General features: G+C 35.3%; 12 protein-coding genes and 1 tRNA gene. 1 reads left to right on the top strand and 12 read right to left on the bottom strand.

Annotated elements, in window-relative coordinates:
- Positions 1 to 134: 134 nt before the first annotated feature.
- From WKT09_RS01610 to WKT09_RS01580, 7 genes are all read right to left on the bottom strand, one after another.
- Positions 135 to 1,700 (bottom strand): solute symporter family protein, encoded by a 1,566-nt coding sequence (locus tag WKT09_RS01610; RefSeq protein ID WP_340414347.1) that lies wholly within the window; start codon positions 1,698 to 1,700, stop codon positions 135 to 137.
- A gap of 3 nt (positions 1,701 to 1,703) precedes the next feature.
- Positions 1,704 to 2,036 carry a DUF485 domain-containing protein gene (locus WKT09_RS01605; protein WP_340414346.1) on the bottom strand — a complete coding sequence of 111 codons (333 nt, stop codon included), beginning with the start codon at positions 2,034 to 2,036 and terminating at the stop codon, positions 1,704 to 1,706.
- A gap of 147 nt (positions 2,037 to 2,183) precedes the next feature.
- A complete protein-coding gene (locus tag WKT09_RS01600; protein ID WP_340414345.1) occupies positions 2,184 to 2,933 on the bottom strand; it encodes a LytR/AlgR family response regulator transcription factor in 750 nt (249 codons plus the stop codon).
- Positions 2,902 to 4,704, bottom strand: coding sequence for a LytS/YhcK type 5TM receptor domain-containing protein (locus tag WKT09_RS01595; RefSeq protein ID WP_340414344.1), 1,803 nt, complete (start codon positions 4,702 to 4,704; stop codon positions 2,902 to 2,904). The genes WKT09_RS01600 and WKT09_RS01595 overlap by 32 nt, the downstream gene beginning before the upstream one ends.
- A complete protein-coding gene (locus tag WKT09_RS01590) occupies positions 4,701 to 6,239 on the bottom strand; it encodes a solute symporter family protein (protein ID WP_340414343.1) in 1,539 nt (512 codons plus the stop codon). The genes WKT09_RS01595 and WKT09_RS01590 overlap by 4 nt, the downstream gene beginning before the upstream one ends.
- On the bottom strand, positions 6,236 to 6,505 hold the full coding sequence (locus WKT09_RS01585; protein ID WP_340414342.1) for a DUF485 domain-containing protein: 270 nt from the start codon (positions 6,503 to 6,505) through the stop codon (positions 6,236 to 6,238). The genes WKT09_RS01590 and WKT09_RS01585 overlap by 4 nt, the downstream gene beginning before the upstream one ends.
- Before the next feature lie 153 nt (positions 6,506 to 6,658).
- Positions 6,659 to 7,582, bottom strand: coding sequence for a manganese-dependent inorganic pyrophosphatase (locus WKT09_RS01580; protein ID WP_340414341.1), 924 nt, complete (start codon positions 7,580 to 7,582; stop codon positions 6,659 to 6,661).
- Positions 7,583 to 7,732: 150 nt separating this feature from the next.
- Here WKT09_RS01580 and WKT09_RS01575 point away from each other — a divergent pair, with 150 nt between their 5' ends.
- Positions 7,733 to 8,854, top strand: coding sequence for an NAD(P)/FAD-dependent oxidoreductase (locus WKT09_RS01575; protein WP_340414340.1), 1,122 nt, complete (start codon positions 7,733 to 7,735; stop codon positions 8,852 to 8,854).
- Positions 8,855 to 8,938: 84 nt separating this feature from the next.
- Here WKT09_RS01575 and solA read toward each other — a convergent pair whose 3' ends face one another.
- The 5 genes from solA to WKT09_RS01550 form a co-directional block, all read right to left on the bottom strand.
- Positions 8,939 to 10,090, bottom strand: a complete 1,152-nt coding sequence (gene solA / locus WKT09_RS01570) for an N-methyl-L-tryptophan oxidase (protein WP_340414339.1) — start codon at positions 10,088 to 10,090, stop codon at positions 8,939 to 8,941.
- 10 nt (positions 10,091 to 10,100) lie between these two features.
- Positions 10,101 to 10,745: a YczE/YyaS/YitT family protein gene (locus WKT09_RS01565; protein WP_340414338.1), complete on the bottom strand. Its 645-nt coding sequence runs from the start codon at positions 10,743 to 10,745 to the stop codon at positions 10,101 to 10,103.
- 129 nt (positions 10,746 to 10,874) lie between these two features.
- Complete coding sequence (locus WKT09_RS01560) at positions 10,875 to 11,195, bottom strand: ComEA family DNA-binding protein (protein ID WP_340414337.1); 321 nt, start codon at positions 11,193 to 11,195, stop codon at positions 10,875 to 10,877.
- Positions 11,196 to 11,205: 10 nt separating this feature from the next.
- The gene (locus WKT09_RS01555) at positions 11,206 to 11,532 is read right to left on the bottom strand and encodes a hypothetical protein (protein ID WP_340414336.1); all 327 of its coding nucleotides are present in this window, start codon (positions 11,530 to 11,532) and stop codon (positions 11,206 to 11,208) included.
- Positions 11,533 to 12,094: 562 nt separating this feature from the next.
- Positions 12,095 to 12,168 (bottom strand) — tRNA-Cys (locus tag WKT09_RS01550).
- Positions 12,169 to 12,175: the final 7 nt, after the last annotated feature.

Raw genomic sequence — 12,175 nt, 5'->3', positions numbered from 1 at the left:
GACAAGGGAAGGCAAATCCTAAACTTGGCTTAGCCACCGGCACCATTTGATAAAGAGCTCAAAAAGAAAGAGCAGTGGTTTAACCACCGCTCTTTCTTTTTATATAGTTAGATTGAAATGGAAAACAATAATTATTATTCTGCACCTAATCCAGTGTGAGAACGAACAGACATTTCTGCAAAGATTTTATCGTTATCTTCTGGCTTCGTCATTAACGAAACAATCACACCAGCTAAGAATCCTAATGGAATACTAACTAATCCTGGGTTCGTTAATGGGAAGATAGCTGCATCCCCCATAATTGGTGGACTTATTAAAATTAATATAACAGTTGTAAAAGTACCTGTTAACATTGATGCAACCGCACCTTTTGTGTTGAATCGTCTCCAGTAAATCGAGAAGATAATAACTGGTAAGTTTGAACTCGCACCAACTGCGAATGCGTACGTAACTAACTGAGCAACGTTGAAATTTTTCGCTAAAATTCCTAAGATGATCGATACAACCCCGATTACGAAAGCTGTAATACGAGCAACTTTGAATTGTTTACGTTGATCAACTTCTCCACGTTTAATAACGTTCGTATAAATATCATGTGCGAATACTCCTGCACCTGTAATTACTAACCCAGCTACAACCGCAACAATTGTCGCGAATGCTACTGCTGAAATACCAGCCATGAAAAGTTCTCCACCTAGTGTTCCTGCTCCTCCACCTAAAGCTTGTGCTAATAATGGAGCTGCCATGTTTCCTCCACCACCAGCTTCATTGATTGCATCTTCTCCTACTAACGCAGCAGCAGCGAAACCGATGATTGCAATGATGAAGTAGAATGAACCGATAATGACCATACCCCAAACAACGGATGATCTAGCAGCTTGTGCTGTCGGTACTGTAAAGAAACGAACTAATAAGTGAGATAAACCTGCTGTACCTAAAATTAATGTTAAACCTAATGATAATAAATCAATTGGGTTCGTATATAAGTGACCTGGTGTTAAGAACTGCATTCCCTGTCCACCAACTTCACCGAAGCGCCCAATGTTTGCACCATCAATAATCGTTCCAAATAAGGAAGATAAGTTAAACTTAAAGATAATTGCAATGAAAATTAGCATTAATAACATCGCAGCCATTAAAATAACTGCTTTAATGATTTGTACCCAACTAGTAGCTAACATTCCACCTAATGTAACATAAATCATCATTAGTACCCCAACGATAACTAATGAAATTTCATATGGAATACCTACTAATAAGTTAATGATTGCTCCCGCACCAACTAACTGTGAAATCATATAGAAAGCTGTAATAGCCATCGTTACAATCGCACCTGCTGTTCGTACTGGACGCTGCTCTAGACGGTAAGAAATAACGTCTGAAACGGTAAAGTTACCTGAGTTTCTGAAAGGCTCTGCAATAATGTAAAGTACGATTACATAACCCATTAACCATCCGATTGAATACATGAAACCATCATATCCGTGTAATGCAACTAGTCCTGCAATCCCTAGGAATGACGCAGCACTTAAGTAATCCCCTGCAATCGCTAACCCATTTTGGAACCCTGTTAAGGAACGACCAGCAGCGTAGAAATCACCAGTACCAGACGTTCTTTTTGATGCTAGATATGTAACATACATCGTCAGTGCAATAATAAGACCAAATAATACAATACCAAATATTTCAGCTGAACCCATGATTTACGCCTCCTTTTCTACCGTTTCTGGTCCATATTTTTCAATAATTTCTTCTACTCGTCGGTCGTATGAACGAGCAACAAATACATATAAAAATGCAAGCCCCCAAATTACTAAATAATATGATATACCGAATAAATACCCGAATGTAAAATTAGCAAAAACAATTTTTGTCATCAGTGGCTTTGCATATGCTGACAATACAGGGAAAATTAAATAGTAAATCAAGAACAAAATTGGTACCGGGAAAATAAATGCGTACTTCTTACGTTTTAATTCCTGGAACTCTTCCGTTTTCTCAATCTTTTCAAACTCAATATAATCCCTTGCAACCATTGTATTACCTCCTTTTAATATTTTATGAAAACGCTTTAATGTAAACGCTTTAAAAGCATGATACCAAATAAGGAGGTTATTTGCAGTAGTTTTGGGTGAATGGTACAAATTTGTGACTAAATGGTAACATTTTATTGTCAAATGTATTTAATTACTGAATTTTTCGAATAATGCCTTCCTTGCTGAGCGACTGACAGGCACAGTTGTTTTTTGTTTATCTTTCAATGTAATGTTATAAGCCCCATTAAACCAAGGAGTTATTTCTAATATATGATCTAAATTCACTAAATAACTACGATGCGTTCGAAAAAATGAAAAACCTTCTAATTTTTTTTCTAATTCTTGTAAGGTCATTTTACTTTCAATGACACCATTTTCTGTATGAATTTCTAACATTCTTTGCGAAGGTACAGCATAATAAATCGATTCTGGGGATAAAACGATCATTTTTTCACCATCATCAATTAATAATTTTGTCGTTGTAACACGTTCCTGTTTGAAACTTGATCTTGTCGATGCGGATTTTTCTGCAACACGTTTTCGAACACGTTCTAATGCTTGTTGCAAACGCACTTGATCAAATGGCTTCAATAAATAGTCGACCGCTTCCATCGAAAATGCATCTATCGCATATGCGTCATATGCTGTTGTAAAAATAATATATGGAGCATCGTTCGTCGAATCTAATATTTGTTTTGCCGCCTCTACTCCAGATAGACCAGGCATTTCAATATCTAAAAAAAGGACATCTGGTCGATGTTCAAAATATAAATCTAGTAATTCCTCTCCAGTAGCTGCACTTGGCAAAATATGAATATCTGCTTCTCTTTCTAATAAATAAATTAATTCTTCTCTTGCTAAATACTCATCTTCTGCTATCATCACGTTCAATTTCATCGTTGTTCCTCCTTACAGAAATACTATTCGGAATATAAAAATAGACAATACTTCCACCTTCACGTAAATTTTTAAATTGCAAACTACTCTCATCTCCCAATAAACTTATTAGCCTTTGATTCACATTAAACAATCCTACACCACCATGATCAATCTGATCTGTTTGACTTGTCGTTCTCCCTTTTTGATATAAAGTGTCTAACTTTTTCGGATCGAACCCAATCCCATTATCTTTCACACTAATTTTTACATAATGTTTTTCTCGTTCAATTGTTACATCAATCTTCCCACCAGATGCTTTGTTTTTCAACCCATGTTGAATACTATTTTCAACAAGTGGTTGGATGGTAGATGGTGGTATTTGAATATTCATGACAGTTGGATCTACTTCGAAATTTATATGTAACTGCTTGGAAAATCGCGTCTGAATAATCTCGATATATGCTCGAACATGTTCACACTCTCTTTCTAGTGATATGAGCGATTCGGATGTAATACCTAAATTAAATCGCATAAAACTAGCTAATTGTAAAGTAATATTTCGTGCTTTTTGTGGATCAATTCGAAATAATGTCGCAATTAAATGTAGCGTATTAAATAAAAAATGTGGATTTATTTGTGCTTGTAAATTACGTAACTCTGCATCTACAATATTTTTTCGTAAGTTTTCATTTGCAATCACTTTCAATTGATTCGAAATTAATTTTCCTAATCCTTGTGCCAATACAATTTCAACTGGTCGAATATGTTGCGATTTTGTAAAATAAAATTGAATAATACTTTTCGAACCATTCGTGGAGGTAATTGGAATAATAATACATGCTTCTAACTGACAAGATGGCTCTGGACAGTCGATGTCAGCTTTACGATAGGCGACCTTTACTTCATCTGATTCAACCGCTTCTAATAATAGTCCTTTTTTTTGAACTGGTCCTAATGTATGGTGGTCTGCCCCAATTCCTTTAAACGCTAATAGTTCATCTTTTACAATGACAGATATCGCTGCAATATCTAAACGGTCATATAATAATGATGCAAGTCCTTCCGCACGTTCTTTTGCTGATGTCATCCGCAAAAAAGGTAGAGCCTCTTCTGCAATGGTCAATGCTTGTCGTGTTGCTTGAGCTGCTTCATTTTCTTGTTCCGCTAAAACTATTCCAATCATCGCTGTAAAGACGGCAATCGCAATACTACTAGCCAAAACAAGTGGTAATCCGATGACATTCACAAACTGAATCATCTGTTCATTTTGAGGATATAATACTAATAATAATTGCATTTGTAAAATAGGTGGGAAGACTCCAATAAACAACGCTTGAATCGGCGAAATAACACGAGCTTTAGAAAAAAAACGACCAGTTAACCCTGCTAATAAACCTGTTAATGGATTAATGAGCACATTTGCTACCCAACCAATTCCACCTAAAAAACCTAAATGAATTCCAACAATAATTCCTGCTCCTAATCCAACAAGTGGTCCACCTAACAAACCAGCGATAACAATGGCAATAATACTTAAACTAATAAGCATTTCATCAGGTTGTACGACTGTCACTATTCCGCGATTAATAATCGCACCATCTTTAAAAATTAACCCAAAATGAGAACTAACAATCCCAAAAACACCAAATATAAACGAATGAAGCATGACTGTTTTTGCGTCGAATTCACGATATAACATCGTTTTAAAACTAGGAATTCGTGTTAAGACGAATGCAATAACTAACAATAATCCAATTCGTTCTAATAGAATAATCGTCAATTCCTTCATTCATCTACACTCCTCACATCTATCCCCGTTTGTGCCTTAATATAAAAAGCCTCATAATCTACTAATTCCTTCGAAGGGAATAAGTATGATCCGACTATTGCTCCTAAAAATCCAATTGGTATAGCAATAATACCTGGATTATATAAATTAATGATAGGATCACGTAAAAATAACCCGTCATTTACATTCATTGCATGTGGGCCAACGATTAATAAGGTAATAGATGCAACTAACCCTAGTATCATCCCAATAATTGCACCAGCTTCACTAAACTTTTTCCAATAAATCGTCAATAAAATAACTGGCAAATTGCTCGATGCCGCAATAATAAACGTTAATGACACTAAAAATGTTACATTTACATTTTTTAAGCCTAATGCAAAAATTGTTGAAACGAATCCAATAGCAAGTGCAGATAATTGAGCCGCACGTAATTGCTCTTTTTCCGTTGTTTTTCCTTTTTTTATAATATGATGATATATATCATGTGAAAAAGCTGTCGTTGCTGAAATTACAAGTCCTGCTACAACTGCTACAACTGTCGTAAACGCAATAGCGGCAACAAATGCTAACAAAAAGTCCCCGCCTAGTGCTTTCGCTAATAATGGTCCTGCTAAATTTCCTGTAGAATCTTGTTGAATTAACGTATCATACCCAACAACAGCAGCAGTTCCTAAACCTAAAACAAGTGTCATTAAATAAAACACACCAATAATTCCGCTCGCCGTTAAAACAGATTTACGAACTTCTTGTACATTTTGTACCGTATAAAAACGAATTAAAATATGTGGCAACCCTGCTGTTCCTAAAACGAGTGCGATATATAAGGAAATCATTTCTAATGGACTTCCTAATAAATGTCCTGGCATAAAAAATTGATCCCCAAGTGGAGTCCCTAATTTTACTTCTTCTATTAAAGTCATTAAATCCCAACGGTAATAAGAAAACACAATTAACGATAGTAAAAATGTCGACGTCATTAATAATATCGTTTTGACAATTTGTACCCATGAGGTCGCAATCATTCCACCAAAAACGACATACACCGTCATTAAACTACCAATAATTAAAACAGACGTACTATAGTTTAAATCGAGCAAAAGACGTAAAAGTAAACCGGATGCAACTAATTGTGGAATCATGTAAAAAATAGAAATAATAAATGACCCTATAGCCATTAAAATTCGAATGTTTTTACTCGGAAAACGCTCACAAATAACATCACCTAAAGAATATTTCCCTAGATGATGAACAGGTTCCGCAACAAAAAATAAAACGACTAAATAAGAAACTAAAAATCCTAAAGAATATAAAAACCCATCATAACCATTCAGAGCAATTGCTCCGATAATGCCAAGAAATGATGCTGCACTAATATAATCCCCTGCAATTGCCATACCATTTTGTACACCTGTTAAACTTCCAGCAGCAGTATAAAATTGCATCGTCGTTTTACTTCTTCTTGCAGCCCAATATGTAATGATTAACGTACAAATAACGATACAGACGAAAAACAAAAAATATGTAAAGTTCATTCTATTGCCTCCCGTCTTATCTCCTGAACCATCGCATCTAATTTTCGACATTTAAACCAGTACAACGTGCCAATGATCCATGTCATTCCTATTTGTAAAAACGCGAAAATCCATGCATATGTAATAACTCCAAATGGTGCTTGTTTCATAAAGTTTGGAAAGAACCCTAACGCAATTGGTAAAAACATATAAAAAACAATCGCAAAAATCGTTACTTTAATGAGAAAACTTTTTCGGGCATGACGCCATTTTTCATAGTTTTCCATACAGTTCCCTCCTCAAAATGGTTGGTTGGAAATTTTGTTAAAAATCCGAACGGGAATATATATTTCCATCGTTCGGATTTCCTATTTATCATATTTTTATCTATATTTTATTCCATGCTCCACATAATCGTCCATTTATGTAAACCGTATTCCTTATTGGAATGTTGCTCCTAATTTTGTCACAATTTGTTTCTTACGTGACACGACACCTTCTAATAATGCACGATTTGCAGCAAGTTGTACTTGGAAAGCTTCTTCCACGTTTTTGCTTGCATTCCCTAATGCTAATGCTTCAGAATTACTATTTAAAATATCCGTTACGACTAATAAAAATAAATCAAGCTCTTTCTCCTCGATAATCTTTTCAATTGCCGCTTCAAATTCCGCTTGTTTCGTGTAAACAGCTTCTACGTCCACAGCGTTTACTTGTGCTATCTCCACTTTAGCTGATCCCATTGTGAACTCTTTTGCATCCATTTCAAGTAATTCTTCTACCGTTTTATCACTTAAATCTGTTCCTGCTTTTAGCATGTCTAACCCATATACATTTACATCTACCTCTGCAATTGCTTCTAATGCTTTTGCAACTTTTACATCTTCCTCCGTACATGTTGGTGATTTAAATAATAACGTATCAGATACAATCGCCGACAACATCAATAATGCATTCGTTTTAGAAATTTCTACATTATTTTCTTTAAAAATTTTATACAAAATCGTCGCCGTACATCCAACAGGCTCCGCACGGAAATATAATGGATCTTGCGTTTCAAAGTTCGCGATGCGGTGATGATCAACTACTTCTGCAATTTTCACGTCACGAATATTATCGACTGATTGTTGGAATTCATTATGATCCACTAAAATAACCGCTTCTGCATCTTCTACTTTCTCAATCAAGCGTGGTGCCTCTACTTTTGCATAGTTTAATACATATTCCGTTTCTTTGTTTACATTTCCTAAACGAACGGCTTCTGCATCTACACCTAATGCTCTTTTTACATCCGCATATACAAGTGCTGAACAAATTGTATCTGTATCCGGATTTTTATGACCAAACACTAATATTTTTCCCATGTTCATACCCCTAATTTTTATATTATTTACTCTTCTAGATTATCATATTTTTACAAAATAATGAATATATAGCGTTATTTTTACAGTTATTCGATGTAATGGAATGACTTATGATAAAATAAAATGAGATCAAAGTAAAAGAGGGTTTATATGAATAAAGTAATTATCGTCGGTGGAGGAATCGTAGGCGCCGCTTGTGCTTATGAACTTATCCGTAAAAATGTCGATGTAACAATTATCGATGCACATAAAAAAGGACGGGCAACATCTGCCGCGGCTGGTGTCATTTGTCCATGGTTAACGCAACGCCGAAATAAAGCATGGTTTCATTTAGCGAGAGAAGGAGCTTTATATTACGATACATTAATTCCTGAACTCGCAAAAGACGGAGAAACAAATACTGGTTATAAAAAGGTCGGTCTTATTCGTCTTGCCGAGCAAAAAGAAGCATTAGAACCATTCGTACAAATTGGAACAGAACGCCGAAAACAAACGCCACAAATCGGGGAAATGAATATCCTTTCACCTGAAAAAACGAAAGAGCTTTTCCCATATATAGAGAAAGATTTTTATGCTTTATATGTAGAACATGCAGCAAGAGTAGATGGACGTCTATTACGTGATGCGCTTATTTCAGCAAGCATAAAACATGGTGCGACTTTTATCAAAGGACATGCAACGTTGATGCGACATGGAAGGAAATTTATCGGGGTACAAGTTGGTACGAAAGAAATTTCGGCTGATAAAATCATCGTTGTAAACGGGGCATGGATGAAAGAAATTTTTGCAGAATCAGGGATAGGTGTCGATGTTCGACCACAAAAAGGACAAATTATCGACTTATACACTGAAGGTAATACAAATCATTTCCCTGTCGTAAAACCACCTAATAATCAATATTTACTTACATTTGATGACGGGAAAATCGTCATCGGGGCAACCCAAGAAAATACAGATGATTTACAACCGACAAGCACTGCTTTTGGGGTCCACTATATTTTAGACCAAGCATTAACCTATGCACCACAATTAGCAACTAGTCATGTCAATGAAATTCGTGTTGGTTTCCGTCCGACGACATTCAATCACGCACCAATGTATGGACCGATTCCTAATTATGAAAATATTTATATCGGTACGGGTTTAGGTGCTTCAGGTTTAAATACAGGACCATTTATGGGCACGCAATTGGCAAAAATGGCCCTAGGTGAACCACTAGATTTGAACCCAGCAAATTACAAAGTGGATGACATCATATGTGATAAAATATAAAAAAATACGAATGGTAAAAAGTCGAACACATGTCTATGATCACTTAAACATTTTTACCATTCGTGTTTCATATCATTCTATTTATCATCGTGCAGTAAAACGTTCTAAGCGAAACATGTCTAATGTTGCATGTAATTTCCCTTCTAACGCACTTTTCACTAATGCTTCCCCAATACTACTTGCAAATTTAAAGCCATGTCCGGAAAAACCACAAGCATAAAATATATGTTCACTTTGTGGATCGACATCAATAATAAAATGTTCATCAGCAGAATTCGTATATAAACAAGTCTTTCCTTCTTTTAATGCATTGTTTGCTCCAGGGATAAATCGTTCTAAAAAATAACGTAAATCTGCTTCATCTGATGGATATGTACCAAAATCTTGTGTTAATTTCTCAGGATCCATCGGCATTCCACCATCATCCCGCCCAATTTTTAAACCTGTTTCGTTTATGTTCGGGAATCCATAAGCCCCATATGTTTCCGTTTCATCTTCTATATAAAAACATGGAAAATGTTCTTTACTATATATTTCCTCCTCCGCTTCAAAAAATGCAAAACATTTTCGTGTTGGTACAATTGGTAAATCAATATGTTGGAGTAATTGCTTTGCATACGCCCCTGCTGTTACAATAACCTTTTTCGCTATATACGTTTCTGAGTTCGTTTCTATATAAATGAAACCTTCTTCATTTGGATAAAACTTCTCTACTTTTGTATTCGGTCGATATGTTGCACCATGATGTATCGCCATGTTCTTATATGCTTTCATCGCCTTCTCACAATATATAAACCCTGTATCCGGTTCATAATATCCAATATAATCGTCTGGCACTGTAAATCCTTTCCAACGCTTATTAATTTCCTCTCCTGTTAACACTTCAACAAGTAAATCATTTTCTTTTGCAGATGCGATACTTTCTCGAACAAAAGCAGATTGCTTTGGACCTACTCCAACCACACCGACCTTTTCCAATATCGTTTCTCCAGACTCTTTCGCTAATTGTTCCCATAAAAATTGAGCCCGTTTAGCAAGCCGCACATAGTCTCGCCCTTCCCCATATGCTTGGCGAATCATTCTAGTATCCCCATGGTGACTTCCTTTCATATGTGGTGGATCATATGCATCAATAAGTAACGTCTTTACATTTTCCTTTGCTGCATATGCACCTGCAGCCATTCCTACAGAACCTGCTCCGATAATTGCAATATCAAATACATTCGTTTGTTCCATCATGTTCCCCCTACAAGTTTTTATATACGTGCGCTTTTTCCCCTGAAACACGCACTTCCACTTTTCCTAAAAATTGATTAAAGTATTCGTATGAATATTGAAAAATAGGGCTTTGAATGAAGGTAAAAATAAATGTGAAAATAAAAATTGGTCCACCAATTAAAAATCCAATAACTAAAACCGAACATTCTGTCATAATTCGAACCTTCCCTATCGACATACCAACCTTATCAGCAATAGATAACATAAAGCCATCACGTGGACCTGCCCCAATTTGTGCTGCATTATAAAGGCCACCACCAAAGCCCATTAAAACAATCCCTATCAACATCACACAAATATCAAACATAGTATTTGTTGGAACAGGTAATAATCCTGTCCACATATAAAAGTCGACGAATACTCCAACTAATATGGCATTTGTAAACGTCCCAAATTTTATATATGATTTATCTAAAATAAATGCAACGAATATTAGAAAAAAACCAATAATAATATTCCAAGAACCAATCGTTAACCCTAGTTTTTCAAATAGACCAACAGATAAGACATCCCATGGATGAATCCCTAAATATTGCATTTGAATCGATAATGTAATCCCAAAACTAAAAATGAATAGCCCGATTACATACGTACAAATACGAATATAAATCAAACTGACCACTTCTCTCTTATTTTTACTAACTATTCATATAGATTTTATCACTTTCATTATAGCACAACAAAAAAAGAACAGTATTTCATGTTATTACATGCAAATACTGTTCAGATGTGAAAATCTATATTAAAAGTCTACTATTCTACCTTTGCTATTCGATTTTTTATTCACCACTTCTTTTCCATCATCCTCTAAATCTATCAAATCCTCATCAGCAAATACGATATAAGATTTAGAACGCATTAAAATATGGGGTTTTATGTTTGTGGTCGTCGCTAAATGTTTAATAGATGTAAACGGTCCCTCTTCCTCACGTTTCTTAATAATCTTCTTCGCTAAAAATAGTGGAATAGAAGGTAATTGCGCAATTTCTTCTTCATTTGCTTTATTTATATTGATTTTCTTTATCTCTTTCGGCTCATTTGCCCGTTTACTACTTGGCTCCATCTTGTTCAGTTCATTTTCCAGGCTTACATTTCCATCTGAATATGAGCCTATGTTTGTCACATATTGCCCTTGATGCGCCATTTGAGTATTTTTTTCTCGCTTCTCTATCATTCGATTTTCTTAAACGAGCATTACTTTTTCCAGTTTCAGATACTAACCCATCTGTTACACTCCATGTATATAAATTACGTTTCGTCTTTATGATGTTTTCATCTTCACATATTCGTCTAATATCTGATATTACTCTTGATTCCTCCCAAGTAGAGATGGATAAAAAAGCAAATCTCGCTCGTAAATAATTTGATAGTCTTGTAATAAAATCTCTGTCTTTTAGCAAAAATATTTTCCTCCTCTATGTAAAAAAAGCAAACTAACCCTTCCTGTCCAGCTCTCGCCATTAATTTCTCATACACTTGTTGTTGCACGATACTTGTATACTCATCTACCACACTTTCAACAAATTCCGCTGCATCTTCTTTTTTAAATTGTCATTTTATGTGTTACTTTTTTTGCTAGTAGAGACGATAAAAATTACATATAAAATTATCAATTATGACTGCATATATTGTATTTACTAAATCCCTTATTTTTCGAACGACTTGATAATCTGTTTGTCTGCCCTCTCCTCCTATTATAATCCCTACCACCTTACCGTAGGCTACCTACTAATAGCATAATTACGTTATGCCGTTATCCTCCTGGATTTGATTTCGGAGGCCTTTCATTCTAAAGGTAAATTCACTTGTTTTCTATTCTTGTGTATAAAGTGCCAGTTAATTTCTTCATCAACATCCAATATTGTAGAGCCGAAATTTAGATATAAAAAAACGCCTTAACGAGTCATTCTCGTTAAGACGTAGTATATGTATAAGTTATAAAGTCCGCCTAAATAAAATGTTTGGAGGCGGCAACCGGATTTGAACCGATGATAGAGGTTTTGCAGACCTCGGCCTTACCACTTGGCTATGCCGCCATAAAAT

This window comes from Pseudogracilibacillus sp. ICA-222130 (assembly GCF_037892545.1).
Taxonomy (GTDB): Bacteria; Bacillota; Bacilli; order Bacillales; family Amphibacillaceae; genus Pseudogracilibacillus.
This window is presented reverse-complemented; position numbering and strand designations above follow the sequence as displayed.

Coding starts and splice junctions, on each gene's coding strand:
- WKT09_RS01585 (WP_340414342.1), bottom strand. CDS start 6,505: ATGGAAAACTATGAAAAATGGCGTCATGCCCGAAAAAGTTTTCTCATT.
- solA (WP_340414339.1), bottom strand. CDS start 10,090: ATGGAACAAACGAATGTATTTGATATTGCAATTATCGGAGCAGGTTCT.
- WKT09_RS01605 (WP_340414346.1), bottom strand. CDS start 2,036: ATGGTTGCAAGGGATTATATTGAGTTTGAAAAGATTGAGAAAACGGAA.
- WKT09_RS01575 (WP_340414340.1), top strand. CDS start 7,733: ATGAATAAAGTAATTATCGTCGGTGGAGGAATCGTAGGCGCCGCTTGT.
- WKT09_RS01595 (WP_340414344.1), bottom strand. CDS start 4,704: ATGAAGGAATTGACGATTATTCTATTAGAACGAATTGGATTATTGTTA.
- WKT09_RS01580 (WP_340414341.1), bottom strand. CDS start 7,582: ATGGGAAAAATATTAGTGTTTGGTCATAAAAATCCGGATACAGATACA.
- WKT09_RS01590 (WP_340414343.1), bottom strand. CDS start 6,239: ATGAACTTTACATATTTTTTGTTTTTCGTCTGTATCGTTATTTGTACG.
- WKT09_RS01610 (WP_340414347.1), bottom strand. CDS start 1,700: ATGGGTTCAGCTGAAATATTTGGTATTGTATTATTTGGTCTTATTATT.
- WKT09_RS01600 (WP_340414345.1), bottom strand. CDS start 2,933: ATGAAATTGAACGTGATGATAGCAGAAGATGAGTATTTAGCAAGAGAA.
- WKT09_RS01560 (WP_340414337.1), bottom strand. CDS start 11,195: ATGGAGCCAAGTAGTAAACGGGCAAATGAGCCGAAAGAGATAAAGAAA.